This window comes from Saprospira grandis str. Lewin (assembly GCF_000250635.1).
GTDB lineage: Bacteria > Bacteroidota > Bacteroidia > Chitinophagales > Saprospiraceae > Saprospira > Saprospira grandis.
Genome location: NC_016940.1, coordinates 3,000,464 through 3,025,016, shown reverse-complemented (window position 1 = coordinate 3,025,016; position 24,553 = coordinate 3,000,464). Strand labels below are relative to the sequence as shown.

General features: G+C 47.7%; 20 protein-coding genes. 10 read left to right on the top strand and 10 right to left on the bottom strand.

The window, feature by feature from the left end; translation table 11 throughout:
• Positions 1-19 precede the first annotated feature (19 nt).
• The 3 genes from SGRA_RS13380 (at position 20) to SGRA_RS13365 (ending at position 4,803) form a co-directional block, all read left to right on the top strand.
• On the top strand, positions 20-466 hold the full coding sequence (locus tag SGRA_RS13380; protein ID WP_015693271.1) for a Eukaryotic cytochrome b561: 447 nt from the start codon (positions 20-22) through the stop codon (positions 464-466).
• 692 nt (positions 467-1,158) lie between these two features.
• A complete protein-coding gene (gene trxB / locus SGRA_RS13375) occupies positions 1,159-2,100 on the top strand; it encodes a thioredoxin-disulfide reductase (protein WP_015693270.1) in 942 nt (313 codons plus the stop codon).
• A 264-nt stretch (positions 2,101-2,364) separates the two neighbouring features.
• On the top strand, positions 2,365-4,803 hold the full coding sequence (locus SGRA_RS13365) for a bifunctional UDP-N-acetylmuramoyl-tripeptide:D-alanyl-D-alanine ligase/alanine racemase (protein ID WP_015693268.1): 2,439 nt from the start codon (positions 2,365-2,367) through the stop codon (positions 4,801-4,803).
• Between the two features lie 209 nt (positions 4,804-5,012).
• Here the strand turns inward: SGRA_RS13365 and SGRA_RS13360 are convergent, their stop codons facing one another.
• Positions 5,013-5,876 carry a hydroxymethylglutaryl-CoA lyase gene (locus tag SGRA_RS13360; RefSeq protein WP_041329663.1) on the bottom strand — a complete coding sequence of 288 codons (864 nt, stop codon included), beginning with the start codon at positions 5,874-5,876 and terminating at the stop codon, positions 5,013-5,015.
• A gap of 127 nt (positions 5,877-6,003) precedes the next feature.
• On the opposite strand from SGRA_RS13360, the gene SGRA_RS13355 reads away from it, so the two are divergent.
• Positions 6,004-6,252 (top strand): hypothetical protein, encoded by a 249-nt coding sequence (locus SGRA_RS13355; RefSeq protein WP_015693265.1) that lies wholly within the window; start codon positions 6,004-6,006, stop codon positions 6,250-6,252.
• Here SGRA_RS13355 and dcd read toward each other — a convergent pair.
• A complete protein-coding gene (dcd, locus tag SGRA_RS13350) occupies positions 6,249-6,785 on the bottom strand; it encodes a dCTP deaminase (RefSeq protein WP_015693264.1) in 537 nt (178 codons plus the stop codon). The two genes, SGRA_RS13355 and dcd, sit on opposite strands and share 4 nt — an antisense overlap.
• A gap of 291 nt (positions 6,786-7,076) precedes the next feature.
• On the opposite strand from dcd, the gene SGRA_RS13345 reads away from it, so the two are divergent.
• Positions 7,077-7,298, top strand: a complete 222-nt coding sequence (locus SGRA_RS13345) for a DUF2795 domain-containing protein (protein WP_002657397.1) — start codon at positions 7,077-7,079, stop codon at positions 7,296-7,298.
• A 424-nt stretch (positions 7,299-7,722) separates the two neighbouring features.
• Here SGRA_RS13345 and SGRA_RS13340 read toward each other — a convergent pair whose 3' ends face one another.
• Entirely contained in the window at positions 7,723-9,147 is a 1,425-nt protein-coding gene (locus tag SGRA_RS13340) for a DEAD/DEAH box helicase (RefSeq protein ID WP_015693262.1), read from the bottom strand.
• Between the two features lie 408 nt (positions 9,148-9,555).
• Here SGRA_RS13340 and SGRA_RS13335 point away from each other — a divergent pair, with 408 nt between their 5' ends.
• The 4 genes from SGRA_RS13335 (at position 9,556) to rodA (ending at position 15,822) form a co-directional block, all read left to right on the top strand.
• Positions 9,556-11,085 (top strand): SulP family inorganic anion transporter, encoded by a 1,530-nt coding sequence (locus SGRA_RS13335; RefSeq protein WP_015693261.1) that lies wholly within the window; start codon positions 9,556-9,558, stop codon positions 11,083-11,085.
• Positions 11,086-11,962: 877 nt separating this feature from the next.
• Positions 11,963-12,883 carry a hypothetical protein gene (locus tag SGRA_RS13320; protein WP_015693259.1) on the top strand — a complete coding sequence of 307 codons (921 nt, stop codon included), beginning with the start codon at positions 11,963-11,965 and terminating at the stop codon, positions 12,881-12,883.
• A gap of 9 nt (positions 12,884-12,892) precedes the next feature.
• Positions 12,893-14,290 carry a thioredoxin domain-containing protein gene (locus SGRA_RS13315; protein ID WP_015693258.1) on the top strand — a complete coding sequence of 466 codons (1,398 nt, stop codon included), beginning with the start codon at positions 12,893-12,895 and terminating at the stop codon, positions 14,288-14,290.
• Positions 14,291-14,406: 116 nt separating this feature from the next.
• Complete coding sequence (gene rodA, locus SGRA_RS13310) at positions 14,407-15,822, top strand: rod shape-determining protein RodA (protein WP_015693256.1); 1,416 nt, start codon at positions 14,407-14,409, stop codon at positions 15,820-15,822.
• 385 nt (positions 15,823-16,207) lie between these two features.
• On the opposite strand, the gene SGRA_RS13305 is transcribed toward rodA, so the two are convergent.
• The 7 genes from SGRA_RS13305 to SGRA_RS13275 all read right to left on the bottom strand — a co-directional run bounded on the left by SGRA_RS13305 (position 16,208) and on the right by SGRA_RS13275 (position 22,500).
• Positions 16,208-16,705 carry an Lrp/AsnC family transcriptional regulator gene (locus SGRA_RS13305; protein ID WP_015693255.1) on the bottom strand — a complete coding sequence of 166 codons (498 nt, stop codon included), beginning with the start codon at positions 16,703-16,705 and terminating at the stop codon, positions 16,208-16,210.
• 292 nt (positions 16,706-16,997) lie between these two features.
• Positions 16,998-18,419 (bottom strand): Glu/Leu/Phe/Val family dehydrogenase, encoded by a 1,422-nt coding sequence (locus tag SGRA_RS13300; protein WP_015693254.1) that lies wholly within the window; start codon positions 18,417-18,419, stop codon positions 16,998-17,000.
• 86 nt (positions 18,420-18,505) lie between these two features.
• Positions 18,506-18,721, bottom strand: a complete 216-nt coding sequence (locus tag SGRA_RS13295) for a CcmD family protein (protein ID WP_015693253.1) — start codon at positions 18,719-18,721, stop codon at positions 18,506-18,508.
• 389 nt (positions 18,722-19,110) lie between these two features.
• Positions 19,111-20,160: a cytochrome c biogenesis protein gene (locus SGRA_RS13290; protein ID WP_015693251.1), complete on the bottom strand. Its 1,050-nt coding sequence runs from the start codon at positions 20,158-20,160 to the stop codon at positions 19,111-19,113.
• A gap of 10 nt (positions 20,161-20,170) precedes the next feature.
• A complete protein-coding gene (gene rsmD, locus SGRA_RS13285; RefSeq protein WP_015693250.1) occupies positions 20,171-20,725 on the bottom strand; it encodes a 16S rRNA (guanine(966)-N(2))-methyltransferase RsmD in 555 nt (184 codons plus the stop codon).
• Positions 20,726-20,913: 188 nt separating this feature from the next.
• Complete coding sequence (locus tag SGRA_RS13280; RefSeq protein WP_015693249.1) at positions 20,914-21,753, bottom strand: DUF3822 family protein; 840 nt, start codon at positions 21,751-21,753, stop codon at positions 20,914-20,916.
• Positions 21,754-21,756: 3 nt separating this feature from the next.
• Positions 21,757-22,500 (bottom strand): hypothetical protein, encoded by a 744-nt coding sequence (locus SGRA_RS13275; RefSeq protein WP_015693248.1) that lies wholly within the window; start codon positions 22,498-22,500, stop codon positions 21,757-21,759.
• 570 nt (positions 22,501-23,070) lie between these two features.
• Here SGRA_RS13275 and SGRA_RS13265 point away from each other — a divergent pair.
• Positions 23,071-24,543, top strand: a complete 1,473-nt coding sequence (locus tag SGRA_RS13265; protein ID WP_015693246.1) for a phytoene desaturase family protein — start codon at positions 23,071-23,073, stop codon at positions 24,541-24,543.
• The last annotated feature ends 10 nt before the right edge of the window (positions 24,544-24,553 follow it).

Here is a 24,553-nt window from a genome sequence, read left to right as displayed (position 1 = left end):
TATAAATGCAACTAAACTTATGTTAAACGGACTACAACACGCTCACTCGGGCCTCCGCTGGCTAGTACTGATCTTTCTTTTGCTCGCTATTGTGACCTCTTTCCAAAAATGGAGAGCCAATAAACAAGAGTACCTAAACAGCGATAAAAAACTACCGCTTTTTGCCCTCATTTTTACACATACGCAGTTCCTTATCGGACTCATTCTCTATTTTATGAGCCCTAAGGTGCAGTTTGTAGAAGGCATGATGAAAGATACTTATCTCCGCTTTTATGCCGTAGAGCATATCAGTATGATGGTCCTTGCTGTGGTGGCTATTACGATTGGCTATAGCCGTGCAAAACGCCTAGACGATGCCCCCGCTCGCTATAAAACGCAGTTTATGTTCTACCTTATCGGCCTAGTCCTTATGCTAGCGGGTATCCCTTGGCCTTTCCGTGAAGCCTTGGGCGCTGGATGGTTCTAAACCATTAAGCAAAAAAATAAGACTACACTCAAAGGGGCAAAACTACAGTTTTGCCCCTTTTTCTATTTCAAAATACCCCAAGGCCGTATTTTTAGCGCTAATCCCTTGCTAATCATTTAGCTTAGGGGAGTAGCTTGTAGAAATAATATGCGCTTAGATCCAGCCACGGGACCGTATTGCTCCGTTGGATTGGCTCCGTGGCCGCCACGGAACCGTATTGAGCCGTCAGATTGACTCCGTGGCCGCCACGGAACCGTATTGAGCCGTCAGATTGACTCCGTGGCCGCCACGGGACCGTATTGAGCCGTCAGATTGGCTCCGTGGCCGCCACGGGACCGTATTGAGCCGTCAGATTGACTCCGTGGCCGCCACGGGACCGTATTGATCCGTCAGATTAGCTCCGTGGCGGCCACGGAACCGTATTGAGCCGTCAGATTGGCTCCGTGGCCGCCACGGGACCGTATTGACACGTCAGATTGGCTCCGTGGCGGCTGGGGGAGCAAGTAGAAATTCGTCTAACAGCCCCTCTGACTAAGCATAATGGATAAAAAGCGGCCTCAAAAGGAAAAGACTTTATTTTAGGCTTAACAAACCCTAAGCGGTAAAACTTGTTTGCCTAACTGGAATTCAATACCTTTGTAGCAGGAATTTTTAATATAAATCTTATACCTACACATAATATATATATAGTTATGCCCAAAACAGTCAAATGTCTCATTATCGGTTCTGGCCCTGCTGGCTACACCGCTGCAATTTATGCTTCTAGAGCCAATATGGAGCCTGTACTTTATACAGGAAAAGAGCCAGGTGGTCAGCTCATGATCACTACAGATGTAGAAAACTTTCCAGGTTATCCCAAAGGCATCATGGGACCTGAAATGATGGAAGACTTCCGCAATCAGGCGGCCCGTTTTGGCACGGAGATCCACACAGGAGTTATGATTGAGAAAGTAGACTTTTCTGGTCCTGTGCATAAGGCTTGGACCGAAGGTGGAGAAGAGATCCATGCTCATTCTGTAGTGATTGCCACGGGTGCTTCGGCCAAATGGCTGGGGCTAGATTCTGAAAAAAGGCTAATGAACAAAGGCGTTTCTGCCTGTGCAGTTTGTGATGGCTTTTTCTTCCGTGGACAAGAAGTCTCTGTAGTTGGTGGTGGAGATACTGCTGCTGAAGAGGCCCTTTATTTGTCTAAACTTTGTCCGAAGGTACACCTCTTTGTTCGTCGCGACGAGCTACGGGCCTCTAAGATCATGCAAGAGCGCATTGAGAAGGCTGAAAATGTAGAGGTACACTGGAATACCGAGATCGAAGAGATTCTGGGCGATGAGGGTGTAACTGGTGTTCGCCTCATCAACAATAAAACGAAAGAAAATAGCGAGCTCAGCCTAGGCGCTGTCTTTATTGCTATTGGCCACAAGCCCAATACAGACATCTTTAAGGAGTGGTTGCCCACAGATGAAACTGGCTACCTCATTGTAGATCAGCCGGGTACTTCTAAAACTAAGATTCCTGGTGTTTTTGTTAGTGGAGATGCTGCAGACAAAGTATATCGCCAGGCGATTACCGCTGCAGGAACAGGTTGTATGGCGGCCCTAGATGCCGAGCGCTACCTAGCCGAAGAAGGCATTATTTAAGCCTATAGCTTGGCAAAAAAGGCTGTCGAATTTCTCTTCGACAGCCTTTTTTTTGTTTGGCTAGGGCCCATTTTGGTCCAAAAGGCCGCCTAGCGACATGCCGCTCTTGGCCTAGCGATGTGCAGGGGTGGCCGCAGGCCAGACCCAGCGGGCGCAGCCCGCGCAGGGCCGAGCGAATAGCGAGCCCCGAAACGTAGCGCCGCAAGGCGAAGCCGCAGCGGAGGCCCCAAAAAATAATCGATACAGCATAAAAAAACAGGAAGGATGGAAGCAATAGATTTTGGAGGAGCATTTTGGCAAGGCAAGCGGGCCTTAACGGATAGTCGGCAGGCGGTAGAAGCTGGGCGGCAAATCTTTTTTGCTCGTTTGGGGCCGCAGCACAATGGACACGATTATATTCCGGCCCTTTATGAAAAAGGTTTGCGGCATTTTGTGGTAGAAGAAGGCGGTTGGGAAGAGCGTTATCCCAAGGCCGAATTTCTTCATTTTCCTGATAGTTTGGCCATTTTGCAAGCTTGGGCGGCCTGGCATCGGCAGCAATTTGAGGGGCCGATATTGGGCATTGCGGGCAGTAATGGCAAAACGATTATTAAGGAATGGCTCTATCAGTTGCTTTCGCCGCATTTGGCCCTACTCAAAAGCCCCAAGAGCTATAATTCTCAGTTGGGGGTGGCGCTTTCGCTGCTAGAGCTTCGGGCAGAACATCAGTTGGGCCTAATTGAGGCGGGAATTTCGAAGCAAGGCGAGATGCAGCGGCTGGCAAAGATGATTTCGCCCCAATATGGGCTCTTTAGTAATTTGGGCTCGGCACATGATGAAGGTTTTGCCAATAGAAGCGAAAAACTAGCCGAGAAAATGCGTCTTTTTGAGGGGGTGGAGCAGCTAGTTTATTGTTTGGACCAAAGAGAATTGGCCCAGTATGTCGCGCAGCATTTTGAGGAAGATCGCCGCTTTAGTTGGGGCCGCTCGCCCTTGGCTAAGTTGCAGCTTTTATCGGAAAAACAGCAAGGCAGCCAGAGCATTTTGCGTCTAGCTTATGCGGGCAACGAGCAAACAGTTGTTTTGCCCTTTTGGGGAAAAGCCGCCATAGAAAATGCGATGCAAGTCCTGAGTTTTTGTCTGCTTTGGGGCTTATCTTGGGCCGATATTCAGGCTGGATTTAGGGAGCTGCGCAAATTGCCCATGCGGCTGAGCTGGAAAAAAGGGAGTCGAGATTGCCTCATTTTAGACGATAGTTATAGCAACGATTTATTGGGCCTTCGGCATGCTTTAGAATTTATGGCCCAGCATCAGGAGCATCGTTTTTTGCGGCCCAGCATCATCCTCTCCGACATCATGGAATCGGGCCAAGAGGAAGAGCAACTCTATGCGGAGGTTGCCCAATTATTGGAGCAATATCAGATCGAGCGGATCTTGGGCATTGGGGCCGCCATGCAGCGACAACAAGCACAGTTTGACTTTATTCCGGAGCGCAATTTTTATCCCAATACAGAGCAGGCCTTGGCCGCCTTAGTCTCGGATGAGCTGCTTTTTCAATCGGAATATATCTTGGTCAAGGGGGCGCGTTCTTTTCGTTTGGAGCGCCTGAGTCAGCGCCTACTCGAGCAGCGGCATCGCTCGGTTTTGGAGCTCTCTAAATCGGCTATTTTGCATAATTTGCGGACCTACAAGCAGCAGCTCAAGCCCTCCACTCGGCTGATGGTCATGGTCAAGGCCTTTGCCTATGGCAGCAGCTATGAGATGGCCCATTTATTGGCCAATCAGGGGGTAGATTACTTTGGAGTAGCCTATGCGGATGAGGGGGTTCGTTTGCGGAAAGAGGGCATTCAGCAACCGATTATGGTCATGAACAGTGAAAACCTGGCCTTTGAGGACCTCTTACAATTTCGCTTGGCTCCTTCCATCTTTAGTTTGGCCCAGCTCAAGGCCTTTGTGCAATTTTTGGAGCGTTACCACTACCCTGCTCATCCCATTCACATCGAGTTGGATACGGGCATGCATCGTTTGGGCTTTGAGGGCCAGGAATTGCCGGCCCTTTTGGCCTTTTTGAAAGAGAAAAAGCAATATATACAAGTGGCGGGCATCTTCTCGCATCTAGCTGCAGCCGATGAGGCCGAGCAGCAGGCCTTTACCCATTTGCAGGCCCAGCGTTTTGCCCATTGGGCCGAGCAAATAGAAGCCGTTTTAGAAGAGAACCCCCTGCGGCATCTGCTCAATTCGGCGGGGATTTCGGCCTATGCCAACTACCAATACGACATGGTTCGTTTGGGCATTGGTTTGCATGGCGTAGACCCTGCCGAGCGCTTGAATTTGCAGGCGGTGGCTCGTTTGCGCAGCCAGGTCTCGCAGGTCAAGCAACTAGAGGCGGGAGAGGCTGTTGGCTATGGGCGAGCGGCAACGGCTCCGCAGGCTAGAGAAATTGCCACCTTGGCCATTGGTTATGGCGATGGTTTGCCGAGGGGTTTGGGCAATGGCAAGGGGCAGGTGTATATAGGGGGGCGACTTTGTCCATTGGTGGGCAATGTTTGCATGGATATGTGCTTTGCCGATGTCTCGGGCCTAAGGGTTCGGGCGGGAGACAAGGCCATATTTTTTGGTCCCGAGCTGCCCATTGAGGGGCAGGCCAAGGCCTTGGGCAGCATTCCCTATGAGCTCCTGACTCGGATAGGGCCAAGGGTTCCGCGTTTGTATTATGAGGATTAGGATTTAGGGCTGCCCACTCGCTTCGCTCGGGTCGGGCCATTGCGCAGCTCGCAGGTCTGCTCGGCCCTGCAGGCTTTTTCGCTTTGCTTCAAAAGCCTTGGGTCTGCCGCCTTCGGCGGCCCTGCTCCAGCCCCTCAGCCGATAGGGCCAATAAAAAAGCCCCAAACGGCCGTTGGCCGTTTGGGGCTTGCGCTAGTCTCTGTGCTAGCTTAGATCGTTGTTTTTTGAGGAAAGACAGCAAGTGCCATGGCTAAGCTATCTTGCAGGGCCGTTTCATTTAGGGCCAGCTCTTCCTTTTGGCCATTAAAATAATAGACCAGATTTTCGGTAGGCATATTGCCCGTTAGATCATCTTTGGCCATAGGGCAGCCCCCATATCCTCTGAGGGCCCCATCAAAGCGGCGGCAATTATTTTGGTAAGCGGCCACAACTTTCTCCTCCCAGTTGTGAGCTTGAGTATGGAAATGGGCGCCAAACTCCACATCTGGATAAGGGGGAATCAGGTTGGCAAAAAGGTATTCGATAATTTGGGGGTTAGCCACCCCAATAGTGTCTGAAAGCGAAATAATTTTGATGCCCATCTCGGCCAAGACATTGACCCAATTTTGGACCAGTTCTACATTCCAGGGGTCGCCATAAGGGTTACCAAAGCCCATAGAGACATAAACCACCAACTGCTTATTATGCTTGAGGCAAAGCTTTTGGATCGCCTCTACTCGGCCCAAAGAATCGGCGATACTTGCATTAGTATTGCGTTGTTGGAAGGTTTCGGAGACCGAAAAGGGATAGCCTAGGTAGCGAATTTCTTCAAATTGGCAGGCATCCTCGGCCCCTCTTTGGTTGGCCACAATAGCCAGCAACTGGCTGCTGCTCTGCTCCAAATTTAGCTGGCTGAGGACCTTGGCCGTATCTCTCATTTGCGGAATCGCCTTGGGCGAGACAAAGCTGCCAAAATCTAGGGTATGAAAGCCCACTTTTAGCAATTGATTGAGATAATTTACCTTCTCTTCAGTGGGGATAAAATCATGCAAACCCTGCATGGCATCCCTTGGACATTCAATTAGTTTGATCATTAGCTGTTAGTATCTAGTTAGTTCGCTCTAATTTTGCCTGCTCGGATGGAAAAGGAGCGAGAACAAAATGTAATTCTAATAGTTCTTTAGTAAGTTTGCGGCTTCAACGGAAATAGCATCTACAATTATGAAAAACAAAACAACCCTAACCCTCATTGCCTTTGGGCTTTTCCTCATTGGTTTTGTGGGGCTTATCGTCAACCTTATTGGTCTGCCATTTATGCTGACTGATTGGCTCAACCAGCTCTTTGGTGCGGCCGTAGGTTTCTTACTAAAACTTGTATTGGTCATGTTCGGTTTAGGCTTGGCGGTCTTTGCCAATAGCCCAGAAAAGGAGCCTTATGATGAATACTTTGATGGGGACAAGTTTGATTAGAACTTATTTTTCCACATCATAGATTCTACGGGATAAGGCGTTTTCTCTACGTATTTGGCATTTTGTTTTTTATTGTAGCGATTTTCCACTTCGCCATCTAGGGCAAAGTAAATCAATTGGCCAATAGGCATACCTGCATATACGCGGACGGGCAAGCTACAAGAAATCTCTAAGGTCCAATAGTTACAGAAGCCCACATCGCCTTTACCTGCGGTGGCATGAATATCAATGCCCAAGCGGCCCACGCTAGATTTCCCCTCTAAAAAAGGAACTTGTTTATGGGTTTCGGTGTACTCTTGAGTCACGCCTAAATAAAGTTGGCCAGGCTGTAAAACATAGCCCTCTTCGGGAATTTCGAAGCGGCGAACCGAGTTGTGTTTTCGAGCATCTAGGACCTCGGCCTCATAAACGGCTAGGCTGGCTCCTAGGTGAACATCATAGGAATTGCTGCCTAGGCAGGCTCTGTCAAAAGGCTCAATAACGATTTCGCCTTGCGCTATACAGTTTAAAATGGCTTTATCTGATAGAATCATCTTGTTCTTCTTGAAGACTGCTCTATGAGCTAGACCAATCTTTATTTTGAATAATAATAATTTTGGGCGAATTAAAAAAGAAAAATGGACTTGGCCGCTATTTCTCAGGATAAGATTTTATTAAACTTTTGTCCTTTTTTTTCTTGGCCGACCCACTTTTTTTTCGCTCTTTTCGTTATGGAAATTAACGGCTAGCCCTTACATTTGCAGGCCTTTGAGGGGCCCGAATAAATAGAGGGTAATCCTGTAAAAGACAACATAAAAGCAAACCATCGAAAATTCTATTTCTCTATGTATTGGACGTTAGAACTCGCCTCTTATTTGCAGGACGCTCCTTGGCCTGCCACTCGCGACGAACTTATTGATTATGCTATCCGCTCTGGTGCGCCTATCGAGGTGATTGAAAACCTTCAGGCCCTAGAAGATGAGGGAGAGCATTATGAAGGCATTGAAGACATCTGGGATGATTATCCCACCAAAAGTGATTTCTTCTTTCCTGAAGACGAATATTAAATGCTTAAAGCGTTCTGGTAAATCCCAGAGCGCTTTTTTTTGGTCCTATTTTGCGGTTTTGCAGGCCCAAAGGGCCGCAGGCAATAGCCAGATGTAAACGCATTCACTTTTATCCTTTGCAGCAATTTCCCGCTAGTCGGCCCTATTTTTCTCGGCCATAGCGAAGGCTATGCCCTTAAAAAATAGCTGGCCTAGCAAAAAATTCATAGCAAAGCATGACCAAAGCAGCGCGATTAAATCTGGCTGAGGGATGGACAGGGGGGCGGCGAAGCCGCAGACCTAGCGGGCAAAGCCCGCGCAGGGCCGAGCAGACCTGCGAGCCCCGACACAGCCCGACCCGCCCGCAGGGCGGGGCAGCCCCAAAAAAAGAAAAACCTTCCCCAAAAACTGGAGAAGGTTTTTTACTTAGAAGTTGAAAGGCTGTCTAGTACTTGCCTCTTTTCTTCTTCTTTTTCTTGAAGCTACTAAAGCGATCATTGGGACGGCCTTTGCCGTAACCACCACTTTTTTTCTTGCCTTTATAGCCACCACGGCGACCATCTTTGCGGCCAGAGCGGCCACGGTCTCCTCCACCTTTTTCAGAGAAAGACTGAGGGGCGCCCATTTTGCCGAGTTGGATTTTGCTCAACTCATGAGCGAGGACCTTTCCGATGAGCTCTTCTTTGCTGAGGTTGGCAAAAAGCAGATTAGCTTCTTCCTTCATTTCCTCGGTAAGGTTGGCTCGGATAGATTGGTCCAAAACATTTTTGCACCAAGTTTTGAGGCGTTCGTTGCGGATCAGCTCCGCAGAAGGCACCTGCACTTGCTTAATTTTGAGGCCCAACATCTTTTCGATATGGCGAAGACGGTGGAAATCGCGTTTTTCTACAAAAGCGATCGACAAGCCTTTTTTACCCGCACGAGCGGTACGGCCACTTCGGTGCGTATAATAAGAAAGGTCATCGGGCAAATGGTAGTGGAAAACATGCGTTAGATCATCCACATCGATACCACGGGCGGCGATATCGGTAGCGATAAGCACCTGCAAACTATGTTGGCGGAAGCGGCGCATCACTTGGTCGCGCTGCGCTTGCGACAAATCGCCATGCAAAGCATCGGCAGTATAGCCTCTTTGGATTAAGAGCTCGGCCAATTCCTGAGTATTGCGACGAGTGCGGCAGAAAACCACGGCCCGCATATCGGGTTGAGCGTCTAGGAAACGGCCCAAAGCCTCTGACTTATCCTTATAGTGTAGGCCTACATATTGGTGTTCGATATTTTCATTGACCTCTTGCTTGCTATTGAGCTGCACCTCTAGGGGGTTGGTCATATAGCGTTTTACGATGCCCTTAATATCTTTAGACATGGTGGCAGAGAACAACCAAAGGTTTTTACCTTCGGCGGTATATTCTAGAATTTCGTCTAGATCTTCTTTGAAGCCCATATTGAGCATCTCATCGGCTTCATCGAGGACCAAATAGCGCAAACCTCTAAGGTCTACAGCGCCACGTTTGAGTAAATCGATCAAGCGGCCAGGCGTAGCAATAATAATATGCTGAGGGGCCGAGCGGAGGGCTTTGAGTTGTTTAACGATGGGAGCACCACCATAAACGGCAAGCATATTAATTCGCTGCTGGTATTTTCCGAAAAGCGCTAATTGTTTGGCAATCTGTTGGCCCAACTCACGAGTAGGAGCTAAGATTAATGCCTGTGTCAGGGGCATTTGGCTATCCATGCGCTCGATGAGCGGCAGACCAAAGGCAGCAGTTTTTCCGGTTCCCGTTTGGGCCAAGCCCAAAAAGTCGCGTTCCTGCTCTAGTAGTTCTGGAATAGCTTCATGTTGAATTTCACTAGGATTCTCAAATCCCATTTCCGCAATTGCTTTTAGCGTGGGCTGCGAAAGACCCAACTCCTTGAAGGTTAGCAAAGTAGTATTAATTTAAACTCGACCCACTCGCCCCCTTCATCAAAAATCTTTCTCAAATTCATTCAAAAGTAATAGGAGCCCTTAGGCCAAAATGATCATTAGTGAGCGCTTGCCAATTGTTTTTTTTGGCATTGCTCGCCGCAAAGATGCGTAAAATATTGCAGAGCTGAGCCTAAAATGGATAAAATCGGTATTCTGCCTAGCAGATTTAATATTAAATCTGCCATCTGTTAAGACAAAGTTTTTCAGTTATTTAGGGTCTTTTGCCCAAAAAAGCCTAGTTTTGTGGCCGTTTTGCCCAAGCTTGGGCCAATAAAAAAACAACCCACTGAAAATCAATAGTTTTAAGCAATGAAAAAGAAATATCAGCTCTTTGATCTCTCTCAAAAAGTAGATTATCAAAAAGAATTACTCTCGGGCCTAACCGTGGCCCTGGCCTTGATTCCCGAGGCCGTAGCCTTTGCCATGATTGCTGGTCTGCATCCGCTTACGGGACTCTATGCCGCTTTTATGATGGGAATCGTTACCGCTATTTTGGGTGGTCGTCCTGGCATGATTTCGGGCGCAACGGGTGCCGTGGCGGTGGTGATTGTCGAATTGGCCTTGCATCATGGGGTCGAATACGTTTTTGCGGCCGTTGTTTTGGCCGGGATTTTCCAAATTGGGGCCGGGCTCTTCCGTTTGGGCAAGTTTATGCGGCTGGTCCCGCATCCTGTTATTTTTGGTTTTGTCAATGGTTTGGCCATTATCATTTTTACCGCTCAATTTGATCATTTTAAGCAAGATGGCCAATGGATGATAGGCAGTGAAATGTGGATGATGCTTGGCCTGACGGTCCTTTCTATGCTGATTATCTGGCTGTTGCCTAAATTGACTCGAGCCATTCCCTCTTCTTTGGTGGCTATTTTGGCCGTTTTTGGCATTGTCTCGGCTTTTGGGATTGACACCAAAACGGTGGGTGATATTAGCTCGATTCAGGGAAGTTTTCCACCCTTTCATATTCCTGAGGTCCCTTTTAGCCTCAAAACCTTAGAGATTATTTTGCCTTATGCTGGCGTGGTGGCTGCTGTGGGCCTAATCGAAAGTTTATTGACGCTGAATATTATTGATGAGATTACCGAAAGTCGGGGTTCTGGCAACCGCGAAGCCGTGGCACAGGGAACCGCCAATATTCTCTCTGGCCTGTTTTCGGGCATGGGTGGTTGCGCTATGTTGGGCCAAAGTTTAATTAACATTTCTAGTGGCGCCCGCGCTCGCTTGTCGGGCATTACGGCGGCAGTGATGCTCCTCATTTTTATCATGTTTGGTGCGGGCTTGATTGAACAGCTTCCTATTGCGGCCCTAGCTGGCGTGATGTTTATGGTGGCTATTGGTACCTTTGAATGGGCCAGTTTTACGGTCTTCAACAAGATGCCAAAGTCTGATATTTTTGTGATGGTGCTGGTTACGGTGGTCACTTTGGTTTTGCATAATTTGGCCCTTGCCGTGGTGGTGGGCGTGATTATCTCTGCCTTGGTTTTTGCTTGGGATAGCGCCGTTCGGATTCGCGCCCGCAAGCATATCGACGAAAATGGCCATAAGCATTACGAAATTTATGGGCCACTCTTTTTTGGCTCTGTGGCTACCTTTAATGAGAAGTTTGATGTGCAAAATGACCCCGAAGTTGTAATTATTGATTTTGCCGAAAGCCGAGTGGTGGATATGTCGGCCATTGAGGCCCTGAATAAACTGACGGAGCGCTACCAAAAAGCCAATAAGGAGGTCCATCTCAAACACCTTTCTGAGGATTGCCGAAAACTTTTGGCCAATGCCGATAAGGTGGTCGATGTGAATGTTATTGAAGATCCCAGCTACAAACTGCTGGTCGATGATGTAAAATAAAAGCCCTTTCTTTAAACGCCTCGCATTTTTTTGTGAGGCGTTTTTTTTGGGGCCTCCGCAGCAAGCTGCGGCGCTACGCTTTGGGGCTCGCAGGTCTGCTCGGCCCTTCACAAAACTTCGCTAGCGCTCGTTTTGTTCGGTCTGGCCTGCGGCCACCCCGCCGCATCGCTAGGCCGTTCTGGCCTGCGGCCACTGCTGCGCATCGGTTACTCCCTTTGGTCGTCGAACTGCGGCCTAAAGGCCTTGTTGTGGCCGTTCTGGCCTTCGGCCAGCAGGCGGCTTTGCCGCCTGTTTGGACCAAAATGGCCCAGCTGCCCCGAGGGATTCCTTCAAGGAATCCCGCAGAGGGGTGGGTGGGCGGGGACATATAAACGCATGAGGAGCGCAGCGACGAATACCGCTTTTTGCATCTTGCAGGCCCAAAGGGCCGCAGGTAATAGCCAGATTTAAACGCACTCACTTTTATAGTTTGCAGCAATTTCCCGCTAGTCGGCCCTATTTTTCTCGGCCATAGCGAAGGCTATGCCCTTAAAAAATAGCTAGCCTAGCAGAAAATTCATAGCAAATTATGGCCAAAGCAGCGCGATTAAATCTGGCTGAGGGGCTGGAGCAGGGCCGCCAAAGGCGGCAGACCAAAGCCCGCAGGGCTGCAGGGCCGAGCAGACCTGCGAGCTGCGCAATGGCCCGACCCGAGCGAAGCGAGTGGGCAGCCCCAAAAAAAAGCGAATAAAATAAGGCATAAAAGACAGATAAACAATAGTTTTTTAGAAAAGCGAAAAAAAAATGGGCTTTTCCCTTTTTGCTTGGCTGAAGCCTAATAAATTTTGTATTTTCGGATTCCAAATACATTTGCCAAAAAAATTAAGCGAACCAGATTATGAAAATTAAGAAGCTTACGCCCGAACAGGTTCAGGATAAGAGCCTGGGATACAAAGAGTATAAAAAGGTCATTAAGGCCTTGCTCAACAGCATGCAATCGGAGCACAACAGTGCCGATTTGCCCACCAAATATTTGGCCCTCACCAATTATGAGTTTGCCGATATGCCGGGCAAAAAAATGGGCCTTATTATTCCTGGCGACCAAACGGCTAGCTGGACCAAACTCTCTAAAGAGCTGCTCAAAGCCAACAAAAAAGAGATCAGCCTAGGACAATGCTACATTAGCTTAGATGAATATGACAATCCCGTTCTTCAACTTGAACCATTGAAGGGGAATGCTAAAAAGGCCCTATTGCTCAAGCAATTGACCAAAACGGCCCTAAAAGGTACAGGCGTAGAAGTGGCTATGGCCGCTGCAGAAGAAGCCGTTGCCGAAGCTGTAGCCGATGCTAGCGAAGCCACAGCAGAAGAGGCGCCCGCTGGCCCCAAAGAACAAATTCAAGGGCTTTTGGTCCAGATTTCGGACCTCAATAAAGGCATTAACCTAGCCGATGGACTTCAGCCAGAGGACATCAGCCAGGCCGAAGAGCTAAAAACGGCTATTCGCCAATTTGCCCTTTTGCTTAAAGACGCAGACGCTGGACTCCGCCAAGAGTTTGGTGCGGCCTTTATCAAAACCCGCAAGCTCTTTAAGAAACTAGAAGAAGAAATTGCTGCTGCCAAGGCTCTTGAAGCAGAACTCAATGCCGAATTAGCCGCTGAATTGGGCGAGCTAGAAGAAGAGGAAACGGCCACTGCCGCTGCTGAAGAAACAGTAGCCGCTCCCGAAAATAAAGCGGAGGCCATTGCGAGCAATGCCGCCCTTTTTGAGGAAATCAATCAGCTCATCCAAGAGAGCCAATTGCAGCAACTTGTATAAACCACAGAAATGGATCAAGCAACTATAAATAAAGTCAAGGAACTTCAGGCCGCGGCCCAAAAGTGGCTCAAGCACTATGAGGCTGGGGATTTTGGCCAAGATGCAGCCCTAGCCGCTCAGGCCCAAGAAATGAAGACCACCCTAGAAAAATGCAATCAGATTTTGGCCAAGGCCAAAGGCAGTAGCGGAGACTGGCAAGCAGAATTCGATAAACTCAAGGCCAAATTTGAACAAGAACCCTTCTTTGCCAATTGCTTTGCCGCAGCAGAAGACCTGCTAGCCGCTGGCAAAAAAGTAGATGAAGGCGTTCAAAAATTAGCCGGAGAAGCCCAAAAGTTGGCCAGCAACTGGTATGGACAATTTGCCGACCTAGCCGAGGTGCCCCAAAATATTAAGGCCACCGTAGCCGGCCTAAGCGATAGAGCCAAACAATTGCTCGGCTCGGCCCAAAAAGCTGAAGGCAATTACAAAATTGCTTTCTTTGGCGCTCAAACTGGCGAAAGCCGCAAGCTCTCCAAACATCTAGATGATTTGGTAGCCGAACATGCCGGGCAATTTAGCCTAGAAAAACATGTAGATGATGGCCAAGAAGGCTTGCGCAAAAAACATAATATCGAGCACTTCCCCACTCTCCTCTTTATGGTGGACAATAAGGAATTTGCTCGACATGAAGGCGAAATTAGCTTGGCTAGCCTCCAACAAAAAATCAATACGATGCTCGAGGGCGCTAAGTTCTCGGATAGTAGCAAGGTGATTTCTATGGAGGACCAAAAAACTATCTCGGAAAGAGAGCTCTTCGAGTTGGGCGAATTTGTGGTGGTCTACTTCGAAACCGTTTGGTCGGGCGCTTGTAAAAAAGTGGGCAGCTCGGTCAAAGATGCCGTTCTCGAACTAGCCGCAGAGGCCAATAAAACGACCAGCATCAAATATGAAAATGTATTGATTGATGGCCGCACCAAATTGCATGAGCGCTTTAAGGTGGACAAAGTACCCACTATGGTCTATCTCCGCGATGGCAATGAAGTAGGGCGTCATGAAGGCTATATTAACCCCTCTAACCTCAAAGAAGATATGCGTCGCTTCTTAGCCAATGGAAAAGTAGGCAATAGCAGCTCTAATGAGGTGGATTTGATCGGGATGGAGTATGACCAAGCTTCTGCTCAACAGCTTAGCATGGACCTCAAAAGCCGCCTAGATGGCAGCGTGGGCAAAGGAGGCAAAAACGAAACCTCTGATGTCTATACTATCCAGGTCCTTTTGGCCCAAAATGGCTATAGCTGCGCAGCAGATGGAGAATATAGCAGCGAACTAGCCGCTATTATTACCGAATTCCAAGCCGCCAATGAGCTCCCTCAAACAGGAGCCGTTAAGGCTGGCGACGAAAGCTGGCAGGCCCTAAATAGCTAGGCCTTTTTTAGACAGCTCAAAAAAGCGGAAAAACCTCTGGGTTTTTCCGCTTTTTTTTCGCTTTTGGACCAAGGGCCGCCCCCCCTTTCTTATCTTTGAGCCTAATTTTGTTATTCATGAATGACCTGAGAAAAGAATTTAGCAATTATGATTGGCTGGGCATTGGCCTAACCCTAGTGCTGATGGCCATCGGCTGGCTGATGATTTTCGCCTCGGAGTATCATGCCGAGAGCTATACCCATTTGCTAGATCTAGACAAGAACTACGGCAAGCAGCTCATCTGGATTACGGCAGCTATCGTTTTGGCGGTGGGGGTCCAAATTGTCGACTCTAAGTTTATTCACACCATGAGTCCCTTGGCTTTTGCTGCGGTCTTGTTTTTACTTTTTGCGGTGCTCTTTACTCCACCTGTCAATGGCGCTAGCTCCTGGTTTGGCATTGGCAGCTTTAGGCTACAACCCTCCGAGTTTTCTAAAACAGCCACCAACTTGGCCCTAGCCGCCCTACTCACTCGACCGCAATTTAGGATGCAGGAGTTCAAGTATCAGCTACAGGCCGTAGGCCTCATTCTTAGTCCCGTTATTCTCATTGCATTACAGCCCGATGCGGGTTCTTGTTTGGTCTATGTGGCCTTTTTTCTCGTCATTTTTCGTGCGGGTTTTCCGCCTTTCATCTACATTTTGGGCCTCAGTATGGCCAGTTTGGGCATTGCCTCTTTGATGGTCGATGATGTGAGTGGGCTAATTTTAAGCCTCATTTTCTTGGCCAATTTGGTGGCGCTTCGACTTTGGCAGAAAGATGAACGCTGGCTGCTCGCTGCTGTTGCTCTTGGCGCAGTACTCTATTTCCTCTATCAAGCCGCCTATTTTTGGCCCCTACTCCTCTTATTTTCGGCCAGCCTAATCAGTTTATCGGCTTTGGCAGGGCTCAAAAAGCGCGGCCAATGGCAGGCTGTGGGCTTCAATTTAGGCGTTTTGGCCCTAAGTATGGGCTATAGCGCTACCGTCAATTATGCCATTTACAAACTCCTACGCCCTCACCAACAAGAGCGCATTTTGGTCTGGCTTCGGCCCGAAAAATGCGACCCTCTAGGCGCACTCTACAATGTAGAGCAATCTAAATTTGCCATTGGTTCTGGTGGGCTCTGGGGCAAGGGCTTCTTAGAGGGAGAGCGCACAAAACTAGACTATGTGCCCGAACAATCTACTGATTTTATTTTTTGCACTATGGGCGAAGAATGGGGATTTATGGGCAGCTTTCTCCTCATTAGCCTCTTTACGGCTCTTTTGCTCCGCATTCTGTACTTAGCCGAGCGCCAACGCTCCGATTTTGCCAAATATTACGCCTATGGCGTGGCCTTCATTCTCTTCATGCACCTGTTTGTCAATATCGGCATGACGGTCGGCCTGGTCCCCGTGATCGGCATTCCGCTCCCCTTCATTAGCTATGGGGGCTCTTCCCTAATGTCCTTTGGCATCCTGCTGGCCATCCTCTTCAAACTCGATTTTGAACGAAAATCTATTTTTCGATAAGCTGTTTTTGGGGCTGCCCCGCCCTGCGGGCGGGTCGGGCCATTGCGCAGCTCGCAGGTCTGCTCGGCCCTGCGCAGGCTTCGCCTGCTAGGTCTGCCGCCTTCGGCGGCCCTGCTACAGCCCCTCAGCCAGATTTAATCGCGCTGCTTTGACCATAGTTTGCTATGAATTTTTGGCTAGGCCAGCTATTTTTTAAGGGCATAGCCTTCGCTATGGCCGAGAAAAATAGGGCCGACTAGCGGAAAATTGCTGCAAACTATAAAAGTGAGTGCGTTTAAATCTGGCTATTGCCTGCGGCCCTTCGGGCCTGTAGGACCAAAAAAAAGCGCTAAACCAGTGGGTGGTTTAGCGCTTCTGCTGTCAACAGTAAAACAGGAGATAAGACTTAGTGCTGATGCAACTTCTCATAATTGAAAGGCAACAACTTAGAATCCTTCACAGTAGATAGAGTCATCAAAGTTTTGAGTCGCTCAATCTCCTCAATTTTAGAGAGGGTCTTGAACAAGAGCTGCTCATAAGTGGGGATATCCTTACAAACCAACTTCATCAAGAAGTCGGCTTCTCCTGTAATGATATAGCACTCTACAATTTCGTCAATTTGGTCCACCTTAGACAAAAAGCTTTCTAGCGCATTTTCTTTTTGCCAGGCCAAAGAAACCAAAACAAAAGTCTTTACGCTAAGGCCCATTGCTGCGGGGGCCACTTGGGCATGATAGCTCTCAATAATACCTGAGTTCTCTAACTTCTTTACTCGCTCCAAAGTAGGAGCTGGAGACAAACCAATTCGCTTTGATAGTTCCAAATTGGTAATCTTACTGTTCTGCTGAAGAATCTTCAAAATCTTCAGGTCAATCTTATCCAACTTATGATTTCCTGTTGGCATAATGCGTTGTTTAGCAAAGGGCTTCTGCCCTTTTGTTATAGTAATATATATCCTAATGTCAAACGGTATGGCTTAGGGCCAAATATCTATTTATTTAGATACACAAAAATAGTCTTTTTTTTCTATTCCTAAAGTGCTTAGCAGGAATTTAACAAAATAAAATTTTGTTTGGCCAACTAAACTTCTGCTTATACAGTAGTATTGTGTTAGTTATCACAAAAAAAGGAGGCCGAAGCCTCCTTTTTCGTTATTTGTTAGCGGTATAAACCAACTTTAAATTGGCCGATTTTGGCTATGGCCAAATACCGAGAGACATATAGTCTGCGCCAATTTTCTTAATGGCGTAAACAAATGCTGCGGTACGTAGATCGGGAATAGCAGGATTAGACTTCCAAGTAGCGCGAATATTTTGGTAAGAAGTCACCATAGTTTCTTCTAGACCAGAGCGTACGAGGTCCAGCTCATCGGCACCAGAAGTAAGCATACTTCTTTGGGCGGGGCTGAGGTCTTTGCCTGTCATTTCCAAAATCATATCTACCAAATGGGTGTAGCGGTTCGAGGTGAAACGCTTCTCCATATGGCCAAAGCGAGAGTGAGAGATATTTTTCAACCACTCAAAATAAGATACAGTTACGCCACCTGCATTTGCATACATATCGGGAATGATGAGTATGCCTTTTTTGAGGAGGATGGCTTCTGCCTCAGGAGTAACAGGTCCGTTGGCAGCTTCTGCAATAATTTTAGCCTTAATGCGGTCTGCATTTTCGGCGTTAATTTGGTTTTCTAGGGCAGCGGGAACAAGAATATCGCATTCTAGCTCTAGAGCGCTACCACGGTGCTCCAAAGTAGTGCTACCAGGAAAACCTAGGATAGAACCCGTTTTGGCGCGGAACTTCAATAGTTCAGTTACATCGATTCCCTCAGGGTTATGGATAGAACCTTCGTACTCGGCTACGCCAATTACTTTGATTCCGCCTTCTTCCTGAGAAATTGTTCCGGTATAAGAACCTACATTACCCATACCTTGGATCACCATAGTTTTTCCTTCGGTTCCGGTAGTCAGGCCTAATTTTTCTACATCTTCATTATAAGAAAGGGCTTCGCGGATAGCATAGAAAACGCCACGGCCAGTAGCCTCTGTACGTCCAGCTACACCATTTTGCTCTACGGGCTTACCCGTTACACAGCCTGCGCCTTCTAGTTCGCCATGACGAAGCGTCATGTAAGTATCCATGATCCAAGCCATTTCTTTGGGGCCTGTTCCATAATCGGGAGCAGGTACATCTAGGCCGGGGCCAATAAAGTTTTTGCGGACCAACTCAGCAGCATAGCGGCGAGTAATGCGCTCCAACTCCTCTTCAGAATAATCTTTGGGATTGATTTTCACTCCTCCCTTGGCGCCACCAAAAGGTACATCTACTACAGCACACTTATAGGTCATCAGGGCCGCAAGTGCTTTTACCTCATCTTGGTTTACCCCTAAGCTATAGCGAATCCCCCCCTTAGTGGGCATACGGTGATTAGAGTGTTGTACGCGGTAAGCCTCGATTACATTCACATCGCCGTCTTTGGTACGTACAGGGAATTTCATTGCAAAAATCGCGTTACAAGCCTTAATCTGGCCCAATAGGCCCTCAGAAAGGCCAGCGTAACTTGCTGCTTTATCAAAGTTGCGTTCTACGCCTTCAAAAAAGCTATAATGTTTGTCCGCCATAATTCGGAAAATTGATAATTGAAAAAGTCAAATGTATTAAAGTGGACCTATCCATTTGATAAGGCCCCTCAAGTGTTTCGATTTATTTATAAATCTTCATGCGCTCGCTCTATCTTGGCCAAACGGCGCTCTAGATAAACCAAAAGGGCAATAATGCCTATGAAGATCAACAGAATAACGGCCACTACTACATAAATTTTACCCGTACTCTCCAAAAAATCAGTCTGTGTAGAAGGAGATTGGGCGCTTAGGCTAACAGTAGCCAAAAGCATCAAAATCAAGCTATTATATGTTTTTCTCATGCTTTTATGATCCGTTTGTATTGTAAACTTTGGAATTTTTATTTGGAAAAAAAAATTTATCCTCAACTATATTTTAAAGAAGAGTCTACCGTTTGAGGCAAATTTGGGCTAGTTTACTTATATAATCTTTTGTGAACTAGCTATTTTCCCAAAGAAATATCTAAAACTCTATATTAAAAATTATTCTTATTGGCCCCTTCTTTTAGTGCCAAAATAAAAGCGGCCGAAGCCCAAGGCCAAAAGCTAACCCCAAAGATGAGCGGCTTACTGGCCTGTAGGGGGCGGCGAAGCCGCAGACCTAGGGGCTGAAAGCCCCGAAGGGCCGAGCAGACCTGCGAGCCCGGAAGGGCAGGACCTGAGGCCGCAGGCCGAAGGGAAGCCCCAAAAAATTAGTCCCTAAATTGATTCTCCCAAACCTTGGGTTCTAGGCGATAGACCCGAAAACAGATTTGAGCCAACCAAAGGCCAAAAATGATCCAGCCCAAAACCGAGGGGTAAAAAAGTAGGCGCAGGCTGCTATCCAAATCATAGCTGCTAAAAGCGGGATTGCCCTCGGCGCCAGGGTGCAGGCTATCCACCATTCTGGGCACCACATAGAGCAGCGGAATGAGGGTAGCAAAGGCAAAAATGTTGTAGGTGGCCGCAATTCTGGCCCGTTTGTCGGGGTCTTCAAAAGAGGAGCGCAAAACGAAATAGGCCAAATAAATGAGGACCGCCACCGCAGAGGTGTTCTGCTTGACATCCCAGCTCCAATAGGCCCCCCAGGTGTGTTTGGCCCAAATGGCGCCCGTGACCAAGCCCAAAAGGCCGTAGCTCACGCCCACCGTGGCCAAGGCTCTGGCCCAATGGTCATTTTTGAGGCCCTGCCCCGCCATCAGTTGTTTGATGCTCGCCACCACAGAAAGTAGCAAAATAAACATCATCCCGAACCACATGGGCACATGATAAAACAAGTTGCGGATGCTTTCTTCTAGGATATTTAGAAAGGGGAAATTGGTCCCTGCCGTCATCGCAAAAGGCTCAGATTGGCAGGCGTCTACGGCCAAATCACCCTCTCCTTTTTGGATGTATAAATCCGTAAAAGCGGTTCCGTATTTGGGCGTGCTAATCTCAATCAGGGGAAAAGGCGCCTTAATTTTGTTGGGGTCCAACTGCGGCAAAGCCACCTCCAATTTGAGTTGGCGGGCCTGGCCAATTTCGATTTTTTGGGCACAATATACTTGATCTTCGGCTAGCAAAATGCGAGCTTGGACCTCCTCGCCCGACTCAAAGCGGCCATTGTAGACCCAAACATCTAGCGATTGACTTTGGCCCGTTTTCAGGCTCAAACTACTTTTATCCGATACAATTCCCATCCTTAGCGGAATCAACAAACCAGCCGAGAGGCTGTAGAACAACAAGACCGCCGCTAGGGCCTTCCACCAATGTTTTTTCAACATGTTTCTCTATTTACTGGGCATCATCGGCCCAAAAGATGCTAAATCGGGCCTGCCCATACTTACGAATTTGCGCAAAGTTAGCATGATTTGCGAAATCTTGGCGCTCGTCATGCTCTATTATCAGGCAGCCCCCTTTTTTTAATATATTCTTAGAAAAAATAAGCGCTGGCAACTCCTGCATTTTATTCAGGGCATAGGGCGGATCGGCAAAGACGAGCCCATAACTTTCTTCGGGCAATTGGCCCAAAAAGGCAAAGACATCGGCCTGATGGACCTTGGCCTTTTCTTCCATCCGAAAACGCTGCAATTGGCTTTGGATAAAGCGGCAACAGCCCCGATATTTCTCTACAAAATCGACCTGTTCGGCCCCTCTAGATAAAAACTCATAGCCGACGCCTCCCACTCCGGCAAAGAGGTCCAAAACCCGCAAATCTTGCAGTTCAATTTGATGTTGGAGGATATTAAAAAGCCCCTCTCTGGCCATATCGGTGGTGGGGCGGGTTTTCTGGCTTTTGCCAGGCATTTCATAGCGTTGGCCCTTCAATCGGCCACTGATGATTCGCATATATTTTTGTTTTTTCTGCTGTTTTGGGGCTGCCCCTGCGCTTCGCTTGGGTCGGGCTGTGTCAGGGCTCGCAGGTCTGCTCGGCCCTTCGCTTTTCGCTAGGCTCAAAGCTCGGTCTGGCCTTCGGCCCCCCTTATCCATCCCTCAGCCAGCGGGCTGCGCCCGCTTCTAGGTCCAAAAAGGGCCAGCTACAAGATCGTGGCTAAAAGCTGAACAGCTCTTTGGGGTTCTAGTTCGGCCAGGCAATCGCTTTGGGCAAAATCTTGGGGGCGGGGCAAGGGTTTTAGGGCCGCAATATAGGTATAAAGCAACTGATGAATCGCCGAATCTACAGTTAGTTCTCCGCCAAAATGCAGCGGAATCTTTTTGGGCGAAAGTCCCAGCTCTTTATACATCCAGAGCAAATAATAGAGGCAATCCTCTGCATTTCGGAAAGGCCGAAGCTGGTGCAGCAGCAACTTATCTTTATGCCAGGCCATCAACTGAATGCTTCTGGGGCTAAAATAGGCCAGCAAGCGGTAGTTATTTTCGGGCAATTTGGGAATAAGTTCTTGGCTAATTTGGAGCAGGCTGGGCAGGGCAGAATAAATTTCGGCCTGCGGAAAAAGGTCCTGCAACTGATCTTTTAGGCCTAAGCGGACCGACTGCAAAAAGACCAAATCAAGCGAAGGCATTTGGGCCTCCAACAGATAATCGCCCTCATCAATAGGGAGCAGGGCCTCAAAATAGCTATATTGTTGTTCTGCCTGATAAAGCGGTAAGGGCAAAGAAATTACTCTATTGCTCCGCAAATAAATCTGGACCATTTGATAAGGCGCCCGCAGAATTTCTCTTTGGTCATAAGCCTGATTTAGCGCATCGACCAAACTATACTCCTCTTCTACCTGAACAAAATCGAGGCCGCCTAGGGCCAAGACCTCTTTTTGGGCATGCACCAAATAAGACAACCTATCCGCTCCAAGCAGGAGGGATAGGTTATAATTTTTGCTTTCGTCTAGCGAAAACTTAGCGCTTGTATAGCGGTCCATAACTTACCAGTTACCAGTAGTAGAGGGTTTAGTGAGATCTCCCACTTTCACCTCTGCTGCATGATCAAAGCTAGGGTCATACATACCGTATTCCTTTACAGAATACTCTTTCATATAATCACCTACCGTAGTTTTCACTTCAAAGGTGGGGAGGCGGCGGCCAAAAGCACGGCGACCTTCCATAGCCACTTCGCCAGCAGCGACAATAAACTCCTTATTATCAGAGAAAGGAACGCTACGAATTTTCTTGAAATAATCTTTAATAGAAGCCTCTGCAAAATCTAGGTAAGCGGCAACGGCGGGATCTTGGCGAACATCTTGGCTAGTATCCTGCCAGTTTTCCATAATCTCCAAAGCGGGGCCTTGCAACTCCTTAAGTTTGGCCTGATCTAATTTGCCGGCTGCGGCAATAAAAGAGAGGACAGAATCGCGGGCGGGATACATCAGCTCCGTAGTATCGGGCGTGATTGTCGTATCAAAGGGGTCACCTTCAATTTTAAGGATAAAGAAGCTATCCTTGAGGAAAGAAGTTTCTAGTTCTTCAAAAGAAGCGGCAAAAAGGGTATCTCCTTTAATGCTAGTATACATCTTTTGGAGCTCTGCAATTTCTTCTAGTTTTTCTTGGACGGCAGTTTTGCGCTCCGCCCAAGTATCTCTAAAATCTACAGGTCGGCGGATGCTTTCCATGAGGTAATAGGCAGAGGCTAGAGCAGCCAAAATAAATACGATATTGAGTACGATCTTCATCGGGCTATTATTTTAAATCTAATAAAGTAGCGCAAAATAAAATTTTATGTCAGGCGGGCTAGGGCCCTTTAATCCTGCTTGCAAGTATAAGTATTTTTTAAAAAAAATTGGTCCTCTCTTCTTTTTTTGTTTTTAGCAGCGGGGGCCAAAGTTAGTCATTAGATGAGGAAAAGGCCCTTTTTTGGTGTTTGGCTGCGGCTTCTCTTTTGGGCCATAGCAGGCGGCGCAGCCGCCGCAGAGGAGCGTAGCGACTGGCTGAGGGATGGATAGGGTGGCCGAAGGCCAGACCGAGCTTTTGAGCAAAGCGAAAAAGCGATGGGCCGAGCAGACCTGCGAGCCCGGCACAGCCCGACCCGCCCGCAGGGCGGGGCAGCCCCAAAACATAAAAGCAGTAAAAAATATTACAACAGCCTTAAAATAGTATGTTTACGCTATAAATGTGGAGACTTTAGGCAAAAAAAATAGCGCTTTTTTAAACAAAACCTTTAGGAATAAGTTAAAGAGCCAATAATCGTTTAACTTGTCTCTTGGCTAAAAAGCCTTTTTGCTTTACTGGAGAACAACCACAATATGTCGAAAAAAGTCATTGTTATTGGGTCTGGATTTGCGGGCCTTTCTGCGGCCTGTCATTTGGCCAAAGCTGGATACAGCGTTCAGTTATTAGAAAAAAATGATTGTGCTGGCGGGCGTGCTCGCAAAATGGAGGTACAGGGATATCATTTTGATATGGGGCCGAGTTGGTATTGGATGCCAGAGGTTTTTGAGCAATTTTTTGAGCAATTTGGCAAAAAAGTGTCGGATTATTATGAGCTCAAGCGCTTGGACCCGGCCTATAAAATTGTATTTGGGGAGGGCGAAGAATTGGCGGTTCCGGCCGATATGCAGGCCTTAAAAGAGTTGTTTGAAAGTTATGAGCCGGGGAGTTCGGCCAAATTGCAACAATTTTTGGATGAGGCCGAATACAAATATAAAGTAGGCATGGGCGAGTTTGTGCAAAAGCCCTCTTTATCCATTTTAGAGTTTGCGGATTTGCGGGTGGTTCGAGCACTATTTAAGCTACAGATGTTTTCTTCTATTGCCACTCATGTAGAAAAGCTATTTAAGCATCCGCATTTGCGGGAATTATTGAAATTTCCCGTTTTATTTTTGGGGGCTACTCCAGAAGAAACGCCGGCCATGTACAGCTTGATGAACTATGCAGATTTGGCTTTGGGGACCTGGTTTCCCATGGGCGGTATGTATCAAATTGTGGCGGCAATGGTTAGTTTAGCCGAAGAATTGGGGGTAGAAATATTGCTCAATGAAGAAGTCTTAAGTATTGAAGTTTCGGGCAAGCAAGCCAAGGCAGCCATTACCAAAAATGGGCGTTTTGAGGCCGATATCATTGTAGCGGGCGCCGACTACCATCATGTGGACCAAAAACTACTTGCGCCTGAATATCGTAACTATAATGAGCGCTATTGGGATAAGCGAGTGATGGCGCCATCTTCTCTGCTCTTTTATTTGGGGGTAAACAAGCCGCTGAACAACCTACTGCACCACAACCTCTTTTTTGATGAGGACTTTAAGCTACACGCTCAAGAAATTTACAAAACCCCAAAATGGCCCAGCAAGCCTTTATTCTATGCTTGTTTGGCCTCTAAAACCGACCCTTCTTGTGCTCCAGAAGGGCATGAAAACCTCTTTTTATTGGTGCCTGTGGCCCCAGAACTAGAGGATACCGAAGCTACTCGAGAGCATTACTACAACTTGGTGATGGACCGTTTGGAAGCCCTAACGGGGCAGGAAATCCGCTCGGCTGTAGATTACAAACTGAGTTATGCACATAAGGACTTTAAGAAAGACTACTATGCCTATAAAGGGAACGCCTATGGTTTGGCCAATACCTTATCGCAAACGGCCTTTCTCAAGCCGCGCTTGAAGAACAAAAAACTAAACAACTTCTATTATGCTGGGCAATTGACCACGCCCGGTCCGGGTGTTCCCCCCTCTCTTATTTCTGGAGAGGTTGTCGCCCGAGAAATCATTAAGTCTAAGGGCTAAAATACATCTC

Coding starts and splice junctions, on each gene's coding strand:
- SGRA_RS13275 (WP_015693248.1), bottom strand. CDS start 22,500: ATGAAGATCGTACTCAATATCGTATTTATTTTGGCTGCTCTAGCCTCT.
- SGRA_RS13340 (WP_015693262.1), bottom strand. CDS start 9,147: ATGGGATTTGAGAATCCTAGTGAAATTCAACATGAAGCTATTCCAGAA.
- SGRA_RS13305 (WP_015693255.1), bottom strand. CDS start 16,705: ATGCCAACAGGAAATCATAAGTTGGATAAGATTGACCTGAAGATTTTG.
- SGRA_RS13360 (WP_041329663.1), bottom strand. CDS start 5,876: ATGATCAAACTAATTGAATGTCCAAGGGATGCCATGCAGGGTTTGCAT.
- SGRA_RS13315 (WP_015693258.1), top strand. CDS start 12,893: ATGGATCAAGCAACTATAAATAAAGTCAAGGAACTTCAGGCCGCGGCC.
- SGRA_RS13335 (WP_015693261.1), top strand. CDS start 9,556: ATGAAAAAGAAATATCAGCTCTTTGATCTCTCTCAAAAAGTAGATTAT.
- SGRA_RS13365 (WP_015693268.1), top strand. CDS start 2,365: ATGGAAGCAATAGATTTTGGAGGAGCATTTTGGCAAGGCAAGCGGGCC.
- SGRA_RS13280 (WP_015693249.1), bottom strand. CDS start 21,753: ATGGACCGCTATACAAGCGCTAAGTTTTCGCTAGACGAAAGCAAAAAT.
- SGRA_RS13300 (WP_015693254.1), bottom strand. CDS start 18,419: ATGGCGGACAAACATTATAGCTTTTTTGAAGGCGTAGAACGCAACTTT.
- dcd (WP_015693264.1), bottom strand. CDS start 6,785: ATGATTCTATCAGATAAAGCCATTTTAAACTGTATAGCGCAAGGCGAA.
- SGRA_RS13295 (WP_015693253.1), bottom strand. CDS start 18,721: ATGAGAAAAACATATAATAGCTTGATTTTGATGCTTTTGGCTACTGTT.
- rsmD (WP_015693250.1), bottom strand. CDS start 20,725: ATGCGAATCATCAGTGGCCGATTGAAGGGCCAACGCTATGAAATGCCT.
- SGRA_RS13290 (WP_015693251.1), bottom strand. CDS start 20,160: ATGTTGAAAAAACATTGGTGGAAGGCCCTAGCGGCGGTCTTGTTGTTC.
- SGRA_RS13345 (WP_002657397.1), top strand. CDS start 7,077: ATGTATTGGACGTTAGAACTCGCCTCTTATTTGCAGGACGCTCCTTGG.
- SGRA_RS13380 (WP_015693271.1), top strand. CDS start 20: ATGTTAAACGGACTACAACACGCTCACTCGGGCCTCCGCTGGCTAGTA.
- rodA (WP_015693256.1), top strand. CDS start 14,407: ATGAATGACCTGAGAAAAGAATTTAGCAATTATGATTGGCTGGGCATT.
- trxB (WP_015693270.1), top strand. CDS start 1,159: ATGCCCAAAACAGTCAAATGTCTCATTATCGGTTCTGGCCCTGCTGGC.
- SGRA_RS13355 (WP_015693265.1), top strand. CDS start 6,004: ATGAAAAACAAAACAACCCTAACCCTCATTGCCTTTGGGCTTTTCCTC.
- SGRA_RS13320 (WP_015693259.1), top strand. CDS start 11,963: ATGAAAATTAAGAAGCTTACGCCCGAACAGGTTCAGGATAAGAGCCTG.
- SGRA_RS13265 (WP_015693246.1), top strand. CDS start 23,071: ATGTCGAAAAAAGTCATTGTTATTGGGTCTGGATTTGCGGGCCTTTCT.